This window comes from Kitasatospora sp. NPDC048662 (assembly GCF_055587065.1).
In genome coordinates, this window is record NZ_JBVJHA010000006.1 from 75,030 (window position 1) to 95,953 (window position 20,924).

The window sequence follows — 20,924 nt, forward strand, 5'->3', positions numbered from 1 at the left end:
ACAACGCCCCCAATGCGCAGATTTCGCTCAACTGCCTTGCTTTTCAAGCCACTTGAGGAACCCTCGACACCCAACCGCCCAAGCGGGGCTGTCCGCCTTCCCCTCCACCCGCTCCCCCAATCCCACCGATCGGCCAGACTTTCGCAGCCGACCACCCGATCACCCCATCGCCCGACCGACCGACCACCCCATCGCCCGACCGACCGCCCGCCCGGCTGCCCGGCTGCCCGGCTGCCCGACCACCGGGCTGACGCAACTCGGCCGTGACATAGGCGCGATGAGCTTGTGATTACTCCGTTCGAGTGATTAGGCTCGATCCGGCCCGCACCGCCGGGCCCCACGCGCGGCAACGCCGAACCCTGTCCGCCGCGTTGCCGGGTCGACCACCACAACCCTTGGACAGGGACGGGGGAACCAGGTACGTCGCCGTCCCCCACGGCTAGGGGTGAAGCCGCCCGCACCGGCTCCGACCGGTACGCGGCGGCCGGGCCTTCCTCCCGGTCCGAACCCGACAGCTCACCTCGCAGGCGTGCGGAGAGGATCGGGCATGCTCTTCACGGGTTCCGGGCGCCATCGTCGGCAGAGCCAGGCGGAGAAGGCAGCCGAGCGGGCGATCGCCGCAGCCGGCGTAGCCGGCGTCGGCCTCGCGCTGCCGCTGCTCGCCGTGACAAGTGCGCAGGCCGCACCGAGCACGGTCTGGGACCGGGTCGCCGACTGCGAGAGCGGCGGCAACTGGAGTTCCGACCCGGGCAACGGCGTGTACGGCGGCCTCCAGATCACCGCCCAGCGCTGGCTCGACTACGGCGGCACCCAGTACGCCGAGCTGCCCAGCGGGGCCACCCGCAGCCAGCAGATCGCGGTCGCCGAACGCATCCTGGCCACCGAAGGCCCGCAGCCCTGGGCCTCCTGCGCGGACTCGGCGGGCCTGCGCACGGTCAGCGCCCCCGGTGTGGTGGACGACAACGACTCGGCGGACGAGGCGGGTTCGCTGCGCGGCGCCCGCGGCATCGCGGCCGTCAACACCGCCTCGGACGGCACCGTCGCGCCGCGGAACGCCACTCCGGTGTTCTCCGGCCTGCCCGGCTACGACCCGGTGTACCACGTGTACTGGTACGAGAAGAACGGCGGCTGGTTCTGGACCAGCCACCAGAGCCTGTACGAGCGCTACATCCAGCTGACGCGCCCCCAGCCGCCTGCGGCCACACCGGCTCCGACCGCCACCCCGGACGGCCGGACCGTCCCGGCTGCTCCGACCGCTCCGACTGCCCCGGCCCCTTCGACCGACCCGAGCACCAACCCGAGCACCACTCCGAGCACGAACCCCACCACGCCCACCGGCGACCAGAACGGCAACAGCGCCGAGACCGGCAACGGCACCAACCAGGGCCAGGGCCAGGACGGCAAGGGCAACGGCGGCAACCAGCAGCCCACACCGTCCACCCCGGATCAGCCCACCACCCCGCCGTCCCCGAGCACCTCCGCCCCCGGCAACGCGCCCGTACCCCCGTCCACCGAAACCCCGTCCGCCACGACCCCGTCCCCGCAGCCGTACACCGTCGGCCCGGGTGACACGCTGGCGAAGATCGCCCGCACCCACGAGCTGAACGGCGGCTGGACCGGTCTCTACCAGAGCAACCAGCAGGTGGTGGGCGAGAACCCGGACCTGATCCACCCGGGCCAGGTGCTGAACCTGGGCTGACGGCCGCCCGGCCCGGCCGCCGTCACTTCGGGACGGCGGCCAGTCCGGTGCAGCCGCGCAGGCCGTCGCGGCGTTGCTGGGCGGCCTTCGCCGCGCCGCCGGTCTGCGGAACGGGCACGCCCCGCCCGTCGATGTGGGCGGGGGTGAACGTTTCGCCGGTGACCCGTCCGTCGGTGCTGATGGTGAGCGTCGTGACGCCGGTCTCGTCGGAGGCGGTGTAGTTCGAGGTGCCGTACCAGAGGAAGTTGCCGAAGCCGTACGCCACATAGGTGTTTCCGAGCATGCCCGCGCCGAGCATGGTGTGGGCGTGTGTGCCGACCACGGCGGTGGCGCCGACGGCGGCGAGCTTCTTGGCGAGGGCGCTCTGTGCGGCGGTCGGGCAGGCCACGCCTTCCTCGCCCCAGTGCAGGTACACCAGCACCACGGGAGCCTGCGCCTTGGCCTCGGTGACGGCGCGCAGCAGGGATTTCTCGTCGAACGCGGAGGCGATGCCGGGTTTGTGCTCGCCGGCCCGCCACTTCTGGTTGGTGAGTTCGTCGACCTGGCTCGCTGCCAGGACGGCGACCTTCGTGCCGTGCACGGTGGCGATGTGGGGCGCGAAGGCTTCGGCCGTGTCCTTGCCGATGCCGATCAGTGGAATCGGGGAGTTGGCCTTGGCGGCGAGGGTGTCGGCGAGGCCGTCGGCGCCGAAATCGACGGCGTGGTTGTTGGCCTGGGAGAGCACGTCTATTCCGGCGTCCTTGAGCGCGGTCAGCGCCTTGGGGCTGGTCCGGAAGGTGTAGGTCTTGGGTTCGGGCTTGCCGCGGCCGGTGATCGCGGTCTCCAGGTTGAGCACCGCCAGGTCGGCGGCGGACAGGGTCTTGGCGATCGGCCCGAGTGCGGTTTCGGTGGCGGGGGCGGTCAGCCGGGAGCCGGTCCGGCCCTCGAAGTGGACGTCCCCGGCGAAGGCCACGGTGATGCTGCCGGCCGCGCCGCTCGGAGCGGTATCGCTCGGGCCCGCGCTCGGAGCACCGGCCGTCCCCGGGCTGCCGGATGCCGTGCCCCCGGCGGAGTCCCCGGCAGGGGTGGTGGCCGCCGTCCCACCGCCCTCAGGTGGCGTCGATCCGCCGCATCCGGCGACGGCGGTGAGCAGCAGGACGGCAGCAGCGGCAGTGCCGAGTGGCGCGCGACGCATGAGGATCCCCCCGGATCGTTCGATGCTTCGCACTGTATCCGCGCCACTCGATCATCGGAAGACCACTTCGACACCGGATGATCACAACTCTGCGACCCGCTCCGCCGTCGAACCGCTCAGGCGATCACACCGGCGGCGCGCAGCAGCCAGCGGTTGGCGCGGCCGACCAGTCCGGCCCGGTCCAGCACGCCGATCACCTTCTGCGCCATCTCGATCCTGGTGTTGCGCCAGTGCGGGTTGGCCCGGGCGACGGCCTTGCCGATCTTCGGGTCGATGCCGACGGCGGCGTAGAGCCGGGGGTGGATCAGCGCGGTGGTGGCGTAGTAGATGACCACGCCGAGGAGGAACTGCTCCCACCGCCGCTGCAGCGACCCGAGCCGCTTGCGGACGAGTTCCTCGCGGGCGTAGGTGATGTGCCGGGCCTCTTCGATGACGTGGATTCGGGAGACCTGCCGGGTGAGCGGCTGGACGGTGTCGTCGTTCATCATTTCGCGCTGGAAGGCGTCCAGGATCTCCTCGACGTACATGGTGCCGCCGAAGGTCTGGCTGTGGGTGGAGATCGCCTTGAACAGCCGGCCCAGGTTGTGGGCGACGAATCCGGCGCCGTACGCGGGGACGCCCATCTTGGCGATCACGCGGGCGAACATCACCGAGTGCCGGCATTCGTCGGCGATCTCGGTGAGCGCGTACTGGACGTGGTTGCTGGTGGGATCCCGGTCGAAGGCGTGGCGCAGCAGCATCTGCATGAGGATCTCCTCGAACCAGATGCCGACGCTGGCGATCGAGGCGACCTCGTGCTTGGAGAGTTCGATGCGCTCGGCCTCGGTCAGCCGTTCCCACAGGTCGGTGCCGTAGAGGGAGAGGTGGCGGGGCGGGCAGTAGTAGGCGCCGGGGACGGGGTCGGCGTCCCAGTCGATGTCGTTCAGCGGGTTGAATGAGAGCTTCGCGGAGGAGGCGAGCAGGCGTTCGGCGGTGCGTTCCCGGTCGGGGGCGGTGCGCTCGCGGTCGGGGGCGCCGGGGGTGGCGGCAGGGTGGGGCGGCATGCCGGCTCCTTCGCGGTGGGGCGTGATCGAGGGTGGACTGGTGCCACTGCCGCGAAGGTAGAAGTTATTAGACTGTCCGTCAATACACTGCGCACAAGGAGGCACTCGCCGTCGCTCCGAGGGTCCGTCAGCCGCGCCAGTCGGCCGGATCGGCCCACGCCGCCAGCACCCGTCCGCTGACGAAACGTCGCGGCGTGCCGTCCACGGGGTCGGTGAATTCCAGCGAGCGAGCCAGCAGTTGGAGCGGGCGCCGGTAGTCCTCGGGGTCCTGTTCGGGCAGCAGCTCGGGGTAGATCGGGTCGCCGAGGATCGGCAGGCCGAGCCCGTTCATGTGCACCCGCAGCTGGTGGGTGCGGCCGGTGTGCGGGGCGAGCCGGTAGCGGCCCAGGCCGTCGCGGGCCTCCAGCAGCTCGACCCGGCTCTCCGCGTTGGGCTCCCCCGGCACCTGGTAGGCGTCCAGCCGGCCGTGGTCCTTGACGAGCCGGTTGCGCACGGTGGTCGGCAGGGGCACGTCCGGGTTGTGCCGGGCGATCGCCTCGTAGGTCTTGACGGCCTCCCGCCGTTCGAACAGTCCCTGGTAGGCGCCCCGGCGGGTGGGGTCGGCGACGAACAGCACCACGCCCGCGGTGAGGCGGTCCAGACGGTGCGCGGGGCTGAGCCGGGGCAGACCGAGATCGCGGCGCAGCCGGGCTAGCGCGGTCTCGGTGGCGTGGCTGCCGCGCGGGGTGGTGGCCAGGAAGTGCGGCTTGTCGGCGACCACGATCCGCTCGTCGCGGTACAGCACCTCGACGGGGAACGGCACCACGGGTTCGGGCGGCCCGGGTTCGCGGTGGAACCACACGTGGCTGCCGGGCCGGTAGGGGGTGTCGGGGGCGATCGGCCCGTCGGAGCCGGCGAATTCGCCGGCGTCGAGCATCGCCGCGATCCGTCCGGGGCCGGCGGCGGCGCCGTAACGCTCCTCCAGGTAGGCGCGGACGGTCGGCCAGGGGCCTTCGGGGGGCAGCCGCACGTGGACCGGGTCGATGCCGTCGCGCTGCGGCAGCGGGCTCACAGGTGCGGGGGGCCTACGCGCCACCGGGCGCCACCTGGGGGTCGGTCCGACGGGTGTCCATCCGGTCCACAATAGCGGGCGCTCACCCGTCTGGGCGCGGGCGGCCCGGCGTGCGAGGATGGCAGAGCGGTACCCGCCCCCGGAACGGCAGGTGGCCAGATGGACACCGACAAGCAGGGTAGTCACCGGATCCGCCCCACCTCTCCGTTGGCGGAGGGCGGTGCGGAGCTGCCCGACGGCCTGCTGGCCATTCCGGTGGCGACGGCGCTGGTCGCGTCGGACGGCCGGATCCTGCACTGGAGTCCGGACGCGGAGACGCTGCTCGGTTTTCCCGCCGCGCAGGCGGTGGGCGCCCGCGCCGCGGACCTGTTGGTGGGAGGGGAGCGGCGTCCCGAGGTGCTGGAGCTGTTCTCCCGGATCCTCAGTGGCCGCCCGTTCTCGGGGGTCTTCCCGGTGCGGCACCGCGACGGGCACCTGGTGCGACTGGAGTTCCGCGCGTTTCCGGTCCTCGGTCCGGACGGGGCCCCGATGGTGCTGGCGGTGGCCTCGGACGTCAGCGCGGTGCGCCGGCTGGCCTCCGACCTGGCGGTACTGGACGGTTTCTTCACCCAGTCCCCGGTCGGCATGGCGGTGTTCGACACCGAGTTGCGCTTCGTCCGCCTGAACGACGCACTGGCCCGGATCAACGGGGTGCCTCGGCAGGAGAGTATGGGGCGGCGCCTGACCGAGGTGCTGCCGGCCATCGACGGCCAGCAGGTCGAGGCGATGATGATGAAGGTGCTGGCCGACGGCCAATCGGTGCTGGACGCCCGCACACACGGCTGGACGCCGGCCGACCCGGAGCGCGAGCACGCCTGGTCGGTGGCGTGTTTCCGGCTGGACGAGCCGGACGGCACGGTGCTCGGGGTCTGCGTGACGGTCGTGGACATCACCGACCGGTTCGAGGCGGAGACCGCCGTCGAGGCCGCCCAGCAGCGGCTGGCGCTGCTGAACGACGCGTCCGCCCGGATCGGCACCACGCTCGATCTGGCCACCACCGCCCGGGAGCTGGCCGAGACGGCGACACCGCGGCTGGCCGACACCGTGGTGGTCGAGGTACTGGAGTCCATGGTGCGCGGCGAGGCCGCGGTGCTGCCGGACCGCTCCGACCGGTCCGCGGTGCTGCGCCGGCTGGCGTTCCACACCGTTCCGGGCAGCGGGATGTGGTCGATCGGCCCGGTCGGCGCGGTGCAGCGCTACCGCCCGAGCAGCCCGTACGCGTGGGCGCTGGCGCACGGCCGGTCGGTACTGGTGGCGGACGCCAGTGCTCCGACCATGAAGTGGTTCGCCGACGATCCGGTGCGCACTGCCGCGATCCGCGAGCAGGGGGTGCGGTCGTTCATGGTGGTGCCGCTGATCGCCCGCGGTTCGGCGATCGGCACCGCGACGTTCATGCGCTCGTGCACCGAGGCCCGGTACGACGAGACGGACGTGGCGCTGGCGGCCGAGTTGTCGGGGCGGGCCGCGGTGGCGATCGACAACGCGCTGCTGTACACCCGGGAGCGGGACGCCGCCGAGCAGCGCCAGCACGCGTTGGAGGCCGCCGAGACCGCCCAGCAGCGGCTGGCCCTGCTGAACGAGGCGTCCACCCGGATCGGCACCACGCTGGACCTGCATCTGACCGCGCAGGAGCTGGTGGACGTCGTGATCCCCCGGTTCGCGGACTTCGTCACCGTGGACATCCGGGAGGCGGTGATGGCGGACGAGGACCCGGAGCCGGTGCCCGAGTCGGGTTCGGTGCTGCTGCGTGCGGTCGCGGTCGGCGAGCGGGCCGACGACGACGGGAGCTCCCGCGCCAAGCTGGTGAACGCGGCGGACGAGGTCGGCGGGTCGTCGCGCTCGGCCCACCTGTACGCGCAGGCAATGCGCACCGGCCGGTCGGTGCTGGTGCCGCACGTGGACGAGTTCGCGCTGCGCCGGATCGTCACCTACCCGGAGCGGATCCAGCCCAGTCTGGACGCGGGCCTGCACTCGTACCTGATGGTGCCGCTGCTGGCGCGCGGGCAGGTGCTGGGCGGGGTGGAGTTCGCGCGAATGACCAATCCGGAGGCGTTCACGGCGGCCGACCTGGCGCTCGGCGAGGAGTTGGCGGCGCGGGCGGCGGTGTGCATCGACAACGCGCGGCTGTACCGGCGCGAACGGGACACCGCGCTCACCCTGCAGCGCAGCCTGCTGCCGCAGGACGTGCACCACACCCCGGGGTTGGAGATCGCGCACCGCTATCTGCCCTCGACGGTGGGCGACGAGATCGGCGGCGACTGGTTCGACGTGGTGCCGCTGACCGGCGGCCGGGTGGCGCTGATCGTCGGCGATGTCATGGGCCACGGCATCCGGGCGGCCGCCACCATGGGCCAGTTGCGAACGGTGGCGCGCACGCTGGTGACGCTGGACCTGGATCCGGCGCGGGTGCTGCGCCGGCTGGACGATGCGACGGCGCAGCTCGGCGAGGGCCAGTTCGCGACCTGTGTGTGCGCGGTGTTCGACCCGGTGGACGAGGAGTGCATCCTCGCCTCGGCGGGGCATCTGCCGCCGGTGGTGTCCGAGCACGACGGGCAGGCGCGGCTGGTGCAGCCGCCGCCGGGGGCGCCGTTGGGTGTGGGCGGGGTGCCGTTCGAGTCGATCCGGTTCCCGCTGCGCAAGGACGGGCTGCTGGTGCTGTACACGGACGGGCTGGTGGAGCGGCGCGGCCAGGACCTGGACGAGGGCCTGGAGTTGCTGCGCGAGACGGTGACGCACCGCCAGGGCACCTTGGAGCGGGGCTGCGACGTGGTGCTGGACGCACTCGGGGCGACGCTGGGGCAGGACGATGTGGCGGTCATCATGGCGCACGCGGGGCCGGTCGGCGAGGACCGGCTGGCGACGCTGCCGCTGTCCGGCGACCCGGCGCTGCTGCGGCACGCCCGGGAGTTCACCCGGCGGACGCTGACGGGCTGGGGCCTGACCTCGCTGGTGGAGCCGGTGGTGCTGCTGACCGGGGAGTTGTTGACCAACGCCCTGATACACGCGGGTTCGCCGCTGCAACTGCGGGTGTTCCGCGGCGCGTTGCTGACGGTGGAGGTGTCGGACTCGGACAGCCGGGAGCCGCGGCTGCGGCCGTCGGGTCCGCACGACGAGGGCGGCCGGGGCATGCAGCTGATCAACGAGTTGGCGCACCGCTGGGGCAGCCGGGCGACCCGGGACGGCAAGGTGGTCTGGTTCGAGATGGAACTCCCGGCACGCTGATCCGATCGTCATACCACCCGGTGTCTCAACTTCCGTACCTGCCAAGCCAATCGGTGCTCGTGGCACCCGGTACGGCATCCGGCGGTACCTCACTCACCCGTCACGGCAGTGGAGTTGCCCCGGACGGGTGACGACACGGCCGGAGGCCCACGCCACGGGTCGGCCCTCCTCCAGGATCGGTCGCGATCGGTCGCGTTCGGCGCCAACCATGGAGGAATTGATGCTTTTCAGCATTGCCAAGCTCACCACCGCCACCTTCCTCACCGGGCTCGCCCTGTTCGGCGCTGCGGGCACCGCGTCCGCGCACGAGCACGAGCATGAGCACGAGCACCCGCACGGGGCGATCGCCTTCGGCGGCGACTCGGTGGCGATCGACGGCGACGCGGTGGCGATCGAGGGCGACGCCTGGGCCGTGCGCGGCAACGCGCTGGCCGTCGACGGCGACGCGGTCGCGCTGGACGGCAGCGCCGCCGCGCTCGGGGGTGACGCCTGGGCCACGGGCGGCGACGCACTCGCCGTCGAGGGCGACGCGGGTGCCCGCGACGGCAGCGCACTCGCGATCGACGGGGACGCCTTCTCCGCGGAGTGAACAGCGCCGGTGCTGCCCTGCCGGGCGGGCCGGCCCACGACAGATCGACTCAGGGCTGAACGGCCGGACGGTGTCCTCACGACCCGTCCGGCCGTCCCGTTGGCCCCCGGCGGCTAGAGCGGGGTGACGTAAGCGCCGGAGATGCCGCCGTCCACCAGGAAGGTGTTGGCGGTCATGAACGAGGAATCGTCGCTGGCCAGGAAGGCGACGGCCGCGGCAATCTCCTCGGGCTCGGCGAACCGGCCGAGCGGGATGTGCACCAGGCGGCGGGCGGCCCGCTCGGGGTCCTTCGCGAACAGCTCCCGCAGCAACGGGGTGTTGACCGGCCCCGGGCACAGCGCGTTGACCCGGATCCCCTCGCGGGCGAACTCGACGCCCAGCTCCCGGCTCATCGACAACACCCCGCCCTTGGAGGCGCTGTACGAGATCTGCGAGGTGGCCGCGCCCATCACCGCCACAAAGGACGCCGTGTTGATGATCGAGCCCTTGCCCTGGCGTCGCATGTGCCCGATCGCGTACTTGCAGCACAGGTAGACGGACGTCAGGTTGACGTCCTGGACGCGCTTCCACGCCTCCAGCCCGGTGACCAGGATCGAGTCGTCCTCGGGCGGCGAGATGCCGGCGTTGTTGAACGCCACGTCCAGGCTGCCGTAGTGCTCGACGGCGGTGTCAAACAGCACCCGGACCTGTTCCTCGTCGCTCACGTCGGTGCGCACGAACAGGCCGCCGACCTCGTTGGCGGCCTTGGCGCCGGTCTCCTCGTCGACGTCGGCGCACACCACCTTCGCGCCTTCGGCGGCGAACCGGCGTGCGGTGGCCAGGCCGATGCCGCTGCCCGCGCCGGTGACGACGGCCACCCGGCCGTCGAGTCGCTTGGTCATGGGGTTCATTCCTCCGTCGCGATGAAGACGTTCTTGGTCTCGGTGAAGGCGTGCAGGGCATCGGGGCCGAGCTCGCGGCCCAGACCGGATTGTTTGAAACCGCCGAACGGCGTCCAGTACCGCACCGAGGAGTGCGAGTTGACGGACAGGTTGCCCGCCTCGACGGCGCGGGCGACGCGCAGCGCCCGGCCCACGTCGCGGGTCCAGATCGAGCCGGACAGTCCGTACTCGGTGGTGTTGGCGATCCGCACCGCGTCGCTCTCGCCACGGAACGGCACCACCGCGACCACCGGCCCGAACACCTCCTCGGTGAACGCCCGGTGGTCGGGCGCGATCGGTGCGAGCACCGTCGGCGGGTACCAGAACCCGGGCCCTTCCGGGGCGCTGCCGCGGAACGCCACCTCAGTGTCGCCGTCCACGTACGAGGCGACCCGCTGCCGGTGCGCGGCCGAGATCAGCGGCCCCATCTCGGTCTTCTCGTCACCCGGGTCGCCGACCCGCACCGCCAGCACCGCGCTCTCCAGCCGTGCCATGAACGCCTCGTACACGCTCGCCTCGACCAGGATCCGGGAGCGGGCGCAGCAGTCCTGCCCCGCGTTGTCGAACACCGCGTACGGGGCGGTGGCAGCGGCCCTGTCCAGGTCGGCGTCGGCGAACACGATATTGGCGCTCTTGCCGCCGAGCTCCAGCGTCACGGGCTTGACCTGAGCGGCGCAGCCGGCCATCACGGACCTGCCGACGGCGGTGGAGCCGGTGAACACCACCTTGCGGACGTCCGGGTGGCTAACGAACCGCTGCCCGACCACCGGCCCGCGGCCCGGCAGGACCTGCAGCACGCCCTCCGGCAGCCCCGCGCGCAGGGCGAGTTCACCGAGGCGCAGCGCGGTCAGCGGGGTCGCCTCGGCGGGTTTGACGATCACCGTGTTGCCTGCGGCGAGGGCGGGTGCGAGCGCCCAGGCGGCGATCGGCATCGGGAAGTTCCACGGGACGATCACGCCGACCACGCCGAGCGGTTCGTGGAAGGTGACGTCGAGGCCGCCGGCGACCGGGATCTGCCGGCCGAACAGCCGCTCGGGCGCGCCCGCGTAGTACTCGATGACGTCGCGGGCGTTGCCGGCCTCCCACCGGGCGTTTCCGATGGTGTGCCCCGCGTTGGCGACCTCCAGCGCGGCCAGGTGTTCACGGTCGGCGTCCACCTCGGCGGCGAAGCGGCGCAGCAGCCGGGCCCGGTCTCCCGGGCCGACGGCCCGCCAGCTCTCGAACGCGGCCTTGGCGCGGGCGATCGCGGCGTCGGCGGCCTCGATGCCGGCGAGTTCGACGGTGGCGATCACCTCCTCGGTGGCGGGGTTGACCACCTGGTACGGATCGGGCTGGTCGGTCACGGCGCTCTCCTGTGGTGTGGTGTCCGTGTTGCTGGTCCGCATCCGCTGTGTCCGTGTGCGGTGTCCGCGCGGCGGCATCGGCGCCCTGGTGCCTGCGCGGTGGTGTCCCGTGACGGCGCTGGTGTCCGGTGGTGGCGCTGGTGTGGCGGCGCCGGGCGTCCGCGCCCTACAGGCGTTCGAAGCTGCGACGGCGCTCCCAGTCGGTCACTGCGGCGTCGTAGGCGGCGAGTTCGACCCGACCCGCGTGCGCGTAGTGCCGAACCATGTCCTTGCCGAACGCCACGGTGGCGGCCTCGCTACGGTCGAACAGCTCGATCGCCTCTCGCAGTGTGGCGGGCACGCGTGGGGCGTCGGAGGCGTAGGCATTGCCGGTGAACTCCGGCTCCAGCGGCAGTTGGTGCTCCACTCCGTGCAGTCCGGCGGCGATCAGGGCGGCCACCGCCAGGTACGGGTTGACGTCCCCGCCCGGCACCCGGTTCTCGAACCGCAGCGAGCCGCCGTGTCCGACCACCCGCAGCGCGCACGTCCGGTTGTCGCGGCCCCAGGCGATCGCGGTCGGGGCGAAACTGCCTGCCACGTAGCGCTTGTAGGAGTTGACGGTCGGCGCGAGCAGCAGCGCGAACTCGCCGAGGCAGGCGAGCTGCCCGGCCAGGAAGTGCTCCATCGTCCGGGAGAACTCTCCCGGCTGCCCGGGCCCGCCGCCGGTTCCGTCCTCACCGCTCCTGGGGAACACCGGCCGGTCCTGCTGGTCGCGCAGGCTCAGGTGGATGTGGCAGGAATTGCCCTCCCGTTGGTCGTACTTGGCCATGAAGGTGAGGCTGACGCCTTCCTGAGCGGCGATCTCCTTCGCTCCGGTCTTGTACACGGCGTGGTCGTCGCAGCAGGTCAGCGCGTCGGTGTAGCGGAAGGCGATTTCGTGTTGCCCGAGGTTGCACTCGCCCTTCGCCGACTCCACCACCAGCCCGGCGCCCGCCATCCCGGTGCGCAGCCTGCGCAGCAGCGGCTCGATCCGTCCGGTACCGAGGATCGAGTAGTCCACGTTGTACTGGTTGACGGGCGTGAGGTCCTGGTAGTGCTTCTCCCAGGCCCGCTCGTAGCTGTCGCGGAACACCATGAACTCCAACTCGGTGCCCACGTAAGCCTGCCATCCGTACCCGGCGAGGCGCTCCAGCTGGCGGCGCAGCACCTGACGGGGTGACACCGCGACCGGGCTGCCGTCCTGGTCGGCGAGGTCGCACTGCACCATCGCGGTGGCCGGGTGCCACGGCACCATCCGCAGGGTCGTCAGGTCGGGCCGGAACACCAGGTCGCCGTAACCGGTCTCCCAGGAGGACACCGCGTAGCCGTCCACGGTGTTCATCTCCACATCCACTGCCAGCAGGTAGCCGCAGCCCTCGGCGCCGCCGGCCAGCACCTCGTTCAGGAAGTGCTCCGCCGCCAGCCGTTTTCCCTGCAACCGCCCCTGCATGTCGGTGACGGCCAACACCACGGTCTCCACGGCGCCTTCGGCCACCAGACTGCGCAGGCGCTCCACCGTGAGTCGCACGTCGGTCATCCGCCCTCCACCTTCGCCACCCCGCGTGCGTCCCAGCAGCCGTGTGCGGCTGCCGCGACGCCGACCACCACAGCGACGATGATCCCGCCCCGAACCTGCCCGCACCAGTGGCGGCGCGCGTGTCGATCCGAACTGATTCATCGTCAGATCATCACGTTTCCAAGCGATATGACGCTTCATCGGTCCCTTCCTCCTTCCACTCCCCCTCTTTCAACCCGGCGACATCCCCACACCAACCACCACACGCCAACAACCCCCCGCGCCTGGCCGACAACCCGCAGTGCCCCGGAAATCGCTTGCACCGGCCGGATGCACCTGCTTCGGTGCCGCATGCACGATCATCGCTCGCCCATCCCTCCTGCTGGAGTCCATCACCCGTGACATTCCGTCTGACCGCCCTCACCGATGCCGCCCCGTCGCCGTTCACGCGCCGTCTCACCTGGCTGGCGTCCGCCTCTGACGGCACTCCACTCGGAACCGCCGTTCTGGGACTGTTCACCTCTCCCGGCCAGGCTCACCTGTGCTCCCTGACACTGAACGTCCACCCCGCCGAACGCCGGCGCGGCATCGCCTCGGCCCTGCTGTCCGCTGCCGCCTCGGCGGCTGCCGAGGACGGCCGCCAGGCCATGCTCGTCCAGGCGGTCGAAGGCTCCCCCGGCGATGCCTTCCTCACCGCGCGGGGCTTCGACCGGGCGCTGGTCCTCGACTTCGCCCGGCTCGACCTGACCGCACCCGCCGCCGCGCCGGCCGCAGTCGAGGTGCCGATCAGCCCCGGGTACCGACTGATCTCGTGGCTCGGCAGCTGCCCGGACGAGTGGCTGGCCACCTTCACCGTTTCGCGCACCGCCATGGACGACACTCCGATGGGTGACACCGACTTCGGCGTGGTCGCCTGGGACGAGGAGCGAGTCCTCGCGGCCGCGAAGGCCGTCGCCGACCGGGGTGAACTCCTGCACACCGTGGCCGCGGTGGAAGAAGCCACCGGCAGCATCGTCGGTTTCACCGAACTCGTCCTCCCGGCCAGCCGTTCCGGCGACGCCCAGCACTACGGCACCGGCGTGATGCCCACCCATCGCCGACGGGGTCTCGCCCGGGCCATGAAGGCCGAGACCATCCGCTGGGCACGCACCGAGCAGCCGGAGATCACCGGCCTCCTCACCGACACCGCCGACCACAACGTCGGCATGATCGCCGTGAACGAGGCCCTCGGCTACCGCACCACGCACCGCTCCATCGAATTCCGCCTCTCGTCCCACTCCTGACCCCGATCGGTTCCCGGCCCGCGCAACCATCTCTCCGTCGTCTCCGCCGCGGCCCACCGGGTGGCGGCGGCGCCGGCCAGTGTCGCCCCTGCGGCGAACGCCAGGCCCGTCGGCCAGCCCGGCAATCCGTCCCGGGCAAGGCCCTATTCGCCCCTGTCCCGATTCACCCCTGTCCCACTCGGCGCATTGCGGTTCAGCCACAACCCCCGCCCGCACGGCCGCCTCCTCCACCGCCCCCGCACGCGCCCCGAGTTCTCCCTTCGGCCGCGGGGCCCGCGGCGCGTCGTTGACCCAAGTCCGACCAGCTTGGAGTCAAACCCTGGTCAAGCATGAGGTTGTGGGGGTGGCGGTAGGCCTATCCTGGTCGCACAAGGACAGACACCTCGTTCGGTGAGGCGTCTTCACGGACACAGGCCACTGATCCCACCCGTCGAGAGACGCTCCGGATCAGGACAGGTCTCCCCGGCCCAAGGGGTGATCCCAAGTGGCTTCCCCTGACCTGGGGACACGCCGTGGAGTGCCAAAGCTCTGACGAGTTGGGGTGCGCCGGGCCGTCCTGGCCCGGTCGCCTGCCGCGCGGCCGCGAGTGGGACTCGCTGGTCAAAATCGGGAGGAGGCGAGATGGACTGCAGTAGTCCGGGGCATAGTCAGCCCCTTCCCGATTCATCCTCGCCGTTGTTCTGCGGTTCGAGACGGTTCCTCCTTCACTGATTCCGTGACCCCGCTCGGCCGAGCGCCGCCGGAACCCGGCAGCGCCGCCGCTCTCCGGCATGTCCCGGACTGCGGCTGCGTCTGGCTGCGGCCCGGTCGAATCTGGCTCCGCCACGGTGTTCCGCCTCGGCTTCGTGCCGCCTGCCGTAGGGCGATCGGCAGTCTGTTGTCGTCGGCCCGCTGCCGTCGGCCAGCTCGGTGGACCGTCCACGACCGGACCACGCCGGAACCAACCCCCGCACCCTGGCCGGGTCTTCCCGCCAGGCCGAGCTGCGGCCGGGTCACGGAAGTCGACCGGAGCTCATGAGGAGCTGTCCCGAATCGCCCGTCGGCCCCGCCTCGCCGGGGCAGAGGGGTGTTCGCCATGGCCACCAACACACTCTTCAGTTCGACCTCCTCCAGGCTCCGCGATCGCCGGACCAACCTGGACCACCGTGCCACCGCCGGCCGTGCGGTGCGTTCCTCCCTTGTCTCCTTGGCCGGGCTGATCGGGGCGTCCGTCACCAACCAGGCGGGTGCCGAGGTCGGACGGCTCGCCGACGTGGTCGCACGGCTGAACGGCCCAGACCCGTATCCGCCGATGACCGGTCTGATCCTGCGGATCGGACGTCGCCGGGCCTTCCTCCCGGCCGATGCGATCGGACGTCTCACGGCCGGGCAGGTCCGGCTGCGTGCCTCCCGGATCGACCTGCGGGACTTCCAGCGTCGCCCCGGTGAGGTGCTGTTGGCCCGTGATGTGCTGGACCATCAACTCGTCGATGTGGACGGCGTTCAGGTGACCCGGGCCGCCGATCTGTATCTGGCCCCGCTGGTGGGCCGGGTGGTCCTGGTCGGGGTGGACGTCTCGCTGCCGACACTGCTGCGCCGACTTGGTCCGCGCCGTTGGCAGGTCCGGCCGACGCCGGAGCGCGTCCTGGACTGGCAGTCCGTCGCTCCGTTCGGCGAGCAGGCCACCGACGGGCCGGCGGAAGTCCGACTGCGGGCCTCTCGGTCCGCCCTGAACCGGCTCCGCCCCGCTGATCTGGCCGACATCCTGGAGGACCTCGGCCGCAGCGAACGCCAACAGCTCCTGGGCTGGTTGGAGCCCGAGCACGCCGCGGACGCTCTTGAGGAGATGGTGCCGGCCGAGCTCGAGAACCTGCTCCGCGAGACCCAGCCGGAGCATGCCGCACGGCTGGTCGATGCGATGGAGCCCGACGAAGCCGCCGACGCGCTGCGCGATCTGGCACCCCGTGAACGGGAGAGTCTGCTGGAGCGGATGCCCAGCGAGGAGGCCGCCGAGCTCCGCGACCTGCTCTCCCACCGCGAGGGCACCGCTGGTGGCGCCATGACGACCCGTTTGGTCACCGCCCGGTTGGAACAGAGCGTCTCGGAAATCCGGGCCGATCTCGCTGCCCAGGCGGAGCACCGCGCCGAGATCGACGCCGTTGTGGTGCTCGACGCCGCCGGACGGTTGGTCGCCGACGTGCCGCTGTTCGAGCTGGCGGTGGCCGAGGACTCCACCCGAATCTCCGATCTGGCGGACTGGCTGGCCCAGTTCGGCGCGCCGGTGACGCTCACCCCGGACACCCGGCTCGCCCAGGCCGCCGACCGGCTGATGGCCGCCCGCAAGTCCTCCCTCCTGGTGGTTGGCGAGGACGGACGGCCATTGGGCCGCATCCTTGCCGACGACATCCTCGACGCCCTGCTGCCCGAACGTGGCCGCCTGCACTTCCGGAGGTTCCGCCAGTGAACGCCCACCTCGACCCGATCACTGCCGAGTCCACCGCGCCGCAGGTCACTTCGGCCCCGACCGGCGTTGCAGCGGCCGAACTCGGCGTCACCGCAACGCTCTCCGGACCGACCGCCGAACCGGCACCGCCACCGGGCCGTCGGCGCGGGCTGCGCCGGATCGCCGCCCTGGCAATGGTCGCCGGGCCCGGCCTGGTCGCCGCCAACGCGGGCAACGACGCCGCTGGCATTGCCACCTACGCCTCGGCCGGATCCCAATTCGCCTACGGCACGCTGTTCTTCATGGTGCTGGTCACCATCGCCCTGGTGATGGTGCAGGAAATGGCCGTCCGTCTCGGGGCGTACACCGGCAAAGGCCTCGGCGCCCTGATCCGGGAGCAGTTCAGTCTCCGGCTGACCGCCCTGGCGGTCGGCTGCCTGCTGCTGGCGAACACCGGCCTGGTGGTCAGTGAATTTGCCGGAATCGGCGCGGCGTTCGAACTGCTCGGCGTACCGAAGTGGGCGGTTGTCCCGCCGGCCGCCGTACTGTTGTGGGCACTCGTGCTGTTCGGCTCGTACCGGTGGGCCGAGCGGATCTTCCTGGTGATGTCGCTGGCATTCTTCGCCTACCCGGTCGCCATGATCCTCGGCCACCCCCACTGGGGCGAGGTCGGCAAGAACCTGATAGTTCCGCACCTCCAACCGTCGAGCGACTTCATTCTCCTCGCGGTGGCCCTGATCGGAACAACCGTCAGCCCGTACATGCAGTTCTACGCCGCAGCCGGGGTGGTGGACCGCGGAGCGAAGCCGGAGGAGTACAAGCTGATCAGGGCGGACGCCGTACTCGGCGCGGTGTTCGCCTGTGTCATCAGTCTGACCATCATCGTGGCCACCGCGTCGGCGATCGGCGGGACCGGTCCACTGCAGTCCGCAGCCGAGGCTGCCCGGGCTCTGGAGCCGATGGCCGGCCCGGGCGCGGAACTGCTGTTCGCCTTCGGTTTGCTGGGGGCCTCCGCCCTGGCCGGCGCCGTGGTTCCGCTGTCCGCCGGCTACGCGATCGGCGAGGCCGTCGGAGTAGAGCGCTCGGTCTCCCGGCGGTTCCGCGACGCGCCGTTGTTCCTCGGTGTGTTCACTGCGCAGCTCGCCCTGGGTGCGATCGTGGCCTTGACGCCCGTGGACGTCATTCGGTTGCTGATCGGTACTCAGGTGCTCCAAGGACTGATCAGCCCGATCGTGCTGGTGTACCTGCTGGTGCTCACCAACCGCCGCTCGCTGCTCGGCGACGCCGCGAATGGCCGCCGGTACCGGATCGCCGCGACCACGGTGGTGGTCGGGGTGGCTCTGATGTCCACCATCCTGCTGGTGCAGACCGTCCTCGGTTGGTTCGGCCTGGCCTGATCCGCTGCCCCGCCGGCACAGCGGCACCAGTGCTCGCAGTGCAGCCCACCGTCCGCTCGGTACGCTCGCCATTCGCATGCATGTCCTCCTCTGTCGGTGACGCCGGCCCGTGGCCGGCGTCCCGCGTCGAAATCCGGTTGTCCGCCTGGCAGCCGCCCTGCGAGGCTTCGTGTCATGTCCGCCAACGAAACGCCGGCCGCCCTTGCCGCTTTCTTCACCGAGGGCCGTCTGACGTCGATCCCGCGCAAGCCGGCTCGTCGCACCGCCCTCCTCGACCACCTCGCGCGGTCCCTGTTCGAGCCCGACCGCTCCTACAGCGAGCGCGAGGTCAATGACGTGCTACTCATCGTCCACTCCGACACCTCCATGCTTCGTCGCTATCTGATCGAGGCCCAGTTGCTGACCCGCACCCGGGACGGGTCCAGCTACCGCCGCGCTGACCTTGCCGCCGAGCCGAGTGCTCAGCCGCCTGCCGCGTAGCGCCAGAACTCCCGCATCAGCGGCGGCGGGGTGGGGCTGGTCATCTCCTGCTGGGTGAGCAGAATCGTCACCAGCCCGGTCGTCGGAACCAGGTGGGCCGCCGTCCCGGTGCCGCCCACCCAGCCGTACCGACCTGGCACGTTCCACGGATCGCGCCGTGTCACGTCCACCGATCCGCCGAAGCCCCACCCCTGGCCCTCCAGGAACAGTTCGCTGTCCGCACGCTGCTGTTCCGTCAGGTAGTTGGTGGTCATCTGCCAGACCGCACGCTCGGACAGAACGCGCCGCCCGTCTTCGGCCCGGCCGCCGGACAGCAGCATCCGCTGGAACGCGAGCACGTCGTCCAGGCTCGACACCAGACCACCTGCCCCCGAGGGGAACGGAGGCAGAGTGCTCCACTGGCCGCCCGGCGGGTCCACCACCGCCGGCGTCCCGTCCGGGTTCAGCCGGTACAGCGGGCTGAGCCTGTCGGCCTCGCCGGATGGTGCGGAGAAACCCGTGTCGGCCATCCCCAGTGGCTCGAACAACCGCTCTGCCATCACCTCGTCGAGCGACTGCCCGGTCGCTCGGGACACCAACACGCCCTGAATGTCTGAGCAGATGTTGTACAGCCATGCCTCACCGGGTTGGTGGAGCATGGGGATGCGGGCCAATGCTGCCAACCATTCGTCCGGTGGCATCACCTTCTGCGGTTGGGGCGGCCCTTGCAGTAGTTCGCCGACCAACGGCGCCAGCGCAGGCAGGGAGAAGTCCGCCGCAAAGCCGTACCCCGCCCGGGACTCGAGAAGGTCCCTCACCGTGATTGGCCGGTCGGCGGGCACGGTGTCCGTGACCGGCGACTGCGGTGTTCGCACCACCCGCCGATCGGCCAGCTCCGGCAACCAGCGCTCCACCGGATCGTCCAGGCCGAAGACGCCGTCGTCGACCAGTTGAAGTGCCGCGGCGGCCATCATCGGCTTCCCGATCGATGCAATCCGCACCAGGGAATCCCTGGTCAAGTCGCCCGCCGCAGCGGCTTCCACCGCACCTCCTCGGGCCATCAACGCCACCGCACCCGGTACCGTGCCATCCTCGACGCGGCGCTCCAGCATGCTCTGCAGTTCGCGCATGTTTTTCCCCTTTCGGCTCTGATGCCACCTTCGCACCTTCCGTTCGGTGTTGTCTGGAGTGTGCCCGGCAACCTCAGCGCCTTCTCGAGCCGATCGGATACCCCTTTCTTGCCAATCAGTTGATGGCCCATCAACCGATCGGTTGACCCCGGTGTCCACCGAAGAGAGATTTCGCGATCGCGAGCTTCCCTGCCCGGTTATGACGCCCAATCACCCGGGTACCTTGGCGAACACCACATTGATTGCCATATGTCCCAGGAGGCACTGATGTCCCAGCTCGTCCTGATGATGTCGGTGTCCCTCGACGGCTACTTCGAGGGCCCGGACGGCGATCTCGGCTGGCAGTTGGTCGACGACCAGTTGCACGAGCACTTCAATCGGAGACTGGCAGCGATGAGCGGCTTCCTCGACGGGCGTGTGACCTACCAGTTGATGGCGGGATACTGGCCGACCGCCGACCAGGATCCGGCCGCCACCCCGCCCATGGTCGAGTTCTCCCGCATCTGGCGCGACATGCCGAAGACCGTCTTCTCCCGCACACTCACCCACGCCGACTGGAACACCACGATCGCCCGCACCGTCGACCCGCAGGCAATCGCTTCCCTCAAGGCCGCCTCCGCATCCGACCTCGCGGTCGGCGGCGCCGACCTCGCCGCCGAATTCCGCCGGCTCGACCTGATCGACGAGTACAGCCTCTACGTCCACCCCGTGGTACTCGGCCGTGGTCGACCGCTGTTTCCATCGTCCGACACACGAACCGACCTGATCCTCGCCGAGACCCACACCTTCGAAAGCGGTGTCACCATGCTCCGATACCTGCGCCACTGACACCTGACGCTGGGCCGCGGTATACCCGGCACCACCGCCGCTCCACCAACCGGAGCACCACCGACCGATCAACTCCCGGCTGTACTCGATCTCGCCTATCCCGGTGTCCCGGCGCCGTACGACGAGGCAGGTCCAGAACCCGGTCCCGATCCCGAAGTACTCGTCCCGGAGTATCCCGAAGCTCCCGACGACAGTGTCCCCGACTGCGCCACCGGAGGACGAAGGGCCGAACGGCGAGGCACTGCCTGGCCGGCTTGTGTACGGTCCAGAGCTGGACGTGCCGGGCGTGGCCGAACTGTCCGAACCGCCCGTCCCGCCAACCGGCCGGTCGAACTGGCTGCCCGTCGCTTGGTCCACCAACACCATCTGCGTCACCGGTGTGGCCGCCGGTTGCACTGTCACCACATCGTTCGCCTGGAAGGAGGTCCGAGCCGTGCCGGTATAGGTGCCACCCGTGCCGTTCGGCGTGAGCAGCGGGTTGCCACACTCGCACCGTGCCCGGGGCACACCCTGGTTGTCGACCAGAATGGCCGTGCCAGCCTGGAGAACGGCCTGGTGGGAGGTCGCCTGGCCGTTGGAGTAACCGTGGTTGGTCACCCGGGTGTCCTCCCGCAGCACCACCGGGGTGAGGCCATGCAGATAGCCGTTGATCTGCGAACTGTCGATGCCCTCGACACCGGCCCAGGCCCGGGCCTTGTCGGTGTGGTCGGCCAGGTAGCCGGAGAGCTTCGGCACGTCGCAGCTGGCGACCTCCCGCGTGCCTCCCTACAGACCGGGTTCGTCACCTTTCA

At 70.9% G+C, this 20,924-nt stretch carries 15 protein-coding genes, 1 pseudogene and 2 riboswitches; of the genes and pseudogenes, 8 read left to right on the top strand and 8 right to left on the bottom strand.

Annotated elements, in window-relative coordinates:
• The first annotated feature begins 374 nt into the window (after positions 1–374).
• Positions 375–544: riboswitch (cyclic di-AMP (ydaO/yuaA leader) on the top strand.
• 3 nt (positions 545–547) lie between these two features.
• On the top strand, positions 548–1,699 hold the full coding sequence (locus ACZ6R9_RS18460) for a transglycosylase family protein (protein WP_465538906.1): 1,152 nt from the start codon (positions 548–550) through the stop codon (positions 1,697–1,699).
• Between the two features lie 22 nt (positions 1,700–1,721).
• Here the strand turns inward: ACZ6R9_RS18460 and ACZ6R9_RS18465 are convergent, their stop codons facing one another.
• From ACZ6R9_RS18465 to ACZ6R9_RS18475, 3 genes are all read right to left on the bottom strand, one after another.
• A complete protein-coding gene (locus ACZ6R9_RS18465) occupies positions 1,722–2,873 on the bottom strand; it encodes a CapA family protein (protein ID WP_465538907.1) in 1,152 nt (383 codons plus the stop codon).
• Between the two features lie 116 nt (positions 2,874–2,989).
• Positions 2,990–3,916, bottom strand: a complete 927-nt coding sequence (locus tag ACZ6R9_RS18470; protein ID WP_465538908.1) for an AurF N-oxygenase family protein — start codon at positions 3,914–3,916, stop codon at positions 2,990–2,992.
• A gap of 127 nt (positions 3,917–4,043) precedes the next feature.
• Positions 4,044–4,991 (bottom strand): pseudouridine synthase, encoded by a 948-nt coding sequence (locus ACZ6R9_RS18475; RefSeq protein ID WP_465538909.1) that lies wholly within the window; start codon positions 4,989–4,991, stop codon positions 4,044–4,046.
• A 135-nt stretch (positions 4,992–5,126) separates the two neighbouring features.
• Between ACZ6R9_RS18475 and ACZ6R9_RS18480 the strand changes: the two genes are divergently transcribed.
• Positions 5,127–8,228: a SpoIIE family protein phosphatase gene (locus ACZ6R9_RS18480; RefSeq protein WP_380483004.1), complete on the top strand. Its 3,102-nt coding sequence runs from the start codon at positions 5,127–5,129 to the stop codon at positions 8,226–8,228.
• 220 nt (positions 8,229–8,448) lie between these two features.
• Positions 8,449–8,817, top strand: a complete 369-nt coding sequence (locus tag ACZ6R9_RS18485; RefSeq protein WP_380483002.1) for a hypothetical protein — start codon at positions 8,449–8,451, stop codon at positions 8,815–8,817.
• A 113-nt stretch (positions 8,818–8,930) separates the two neighbouring features.
• Here the strand turns inward: ACZ6R9_RS18485 and ACZ6R9_RS18490 are convergent, their stop codons facing one another.
• The 3 genes from ACZ6R9_RS18490 to ACZ6R9_RS18500 all read right to left on the bottom strand — a co-directional run bounded on the left by ACZ6R9_RS18490 (position 8,931) and on the right by ACZ6R9_RS18500 (position 12,635).
• Positions 8,931–9,707, bottom strand: a complete 777-nt coding sequence (locus ACZ6R9_RS18490; RefSeq protein ID WP_465538910.1) for a 3-oxoacyl-ACP reductase — start codon at positions 9,705–9,707, stop codon at positions 8,931–8,933.
• Complete coding sequence (locus tag ACZ6R9_RS18495) at positions 9,704–11,122, bottom strand: aldehyde dehydrogenase family protein (RefSeq protein ID WP_465538911.1); 1,419 nt, start codon at positions 11,120–11,122, stop codon at positions 9,704–9,706. The genes ACZ6R9_RS18490 and ACZ6R9_RS18495 overlap by 4 nt, the downstream gene beginning before the upstream one ends.
• A 124-nt stretch (positions 11,123–11,246) precedes the next feature.
• Positions 11,247–12,635, bottom strand: a complete 1,389-nt coding sequence (locus tag ACZ6R9_RS18500) for a glutamine synthetase family protein (RefSeq protein ID WP_465538912.1) — start codon at positions 12,633–12,635, stop codon at positions 11,247–11,249.
• A 377-nt stretch (positions 12,636–13,012) separates the two neighbouring features.
• On the opposite strand from ACZ6R9_RS18500, the gene ACZ6R9_RS18505 reads away from it, so the two are divergent.
• From ACZ6R9_RS18505 to ACZ6R9_RS18520, 4 genes are all read left to right on the top strand, one after another.
• The gene (locus ACZ6R9_RS18505; RefSeq protein WP_465538913.1) at positions 13,013–13,897 is read left to right on the top strand and encodes a GNAT family N-acetyltransferase; all 885 of its coding nucleotides are present in this window, start codon (positions 13,013–13,015) and stop codon (positions 13,895–13,897) included.
• 375 nt (positions 13,898–14,272) lie between these two features.
• Positions 14,273–14,445: riboswitch (M-box (ykoK) riboswitch) on the top strand.
• 527 nt (positions 14,446–14,972) lie between these two features.
• Positions 14,973–16,340, top strand: a complete 1,368-nt coding sequence (locus ACZ6R9_RS18510; protein WP_465538914.1) for a magnesium transporter MgtE N-terminal domain-containing protein — start codon at positions 14,973–14,975, stop codon at positions 16,338–16,340.
• Complete coding sequence (locus ACZ6R9_RS18515) at positions 16,337–17,716, top strand: NRAMP family divalent metal transporter (RefSeq protein ID WP_465538915.1); 1,380 nt, start codon at positions 16,337–16,339, stop codon at positions 17,714–17,716. The genes ACZ6R9_RS18510 and ACZ6R9_RS18515 overlap by 4 nt, the downstream gene beginning before the upstream one ends.
• A gap of 174 nt (positions 17,717–17,890) precedes the next feature.
• Positions 17,891–18,196 (top strand): DUF2087 domain-containing protein, encoded by a 306-nt coding sequence (locus ACZ6R9_RS18520; protein WP_380482988.1) that lies wholly within the window; start codon positions 17,891–17,893, stop codon positions 18,194–18,196.
• On the opposite strand, the gene ACZ6R9_RS18525 is transcribed toward ACZ6R9_RS18520, so the two are convergent.
• Positions 18,178–19,305: a serine hydrolase domain-containing protein gene (locus ACZ6R9_RS18525; RefSeq protein ID WP_465538916.1), complete on the bottom strand. Its 1,128-nt coding sequence runs from the start codon at positions 19,303–19,305 to the stop codon at positions 18,178–18,180. The genes ACZ6R9_RS18520 and ACZ6R9_RS18525 overlap by 19 nt on opposite strands.
• 267 nt (positions 19,306–19,572) lie before the next feature.
• Here ACZ6R9_RS18525 and ACZ6R9_RS18530 point away from each other — a divergent pair, with 267 nt between their 5' ends.
• Positions 19,573–20,133, top strand: a complete 561-nt coding sequence (locus tag ACZ6R9_RS18530) for a dihydrofolate reductase family protein (RefSeq protein WP_380482984.1) — start codon at positions 19,573–19,575, stop codon at positions 20,131–20,133.
• Positions 20,134–20,460: 327 nt separating this feature from the next.
• Here ACZ6R9_RS18530 and ACZ6R9_RS18535 read toward each other — a convergent pair.
• Positions 20,461–20,886 (bottom strand): annotated as a pseudogene (locus ACZ6R9_RS18535) (DUF6777 domain-containing protein); the annotation flags it as partial.
• Positions 20,887–20,924 lie beyond the last annotated feature (38 nt).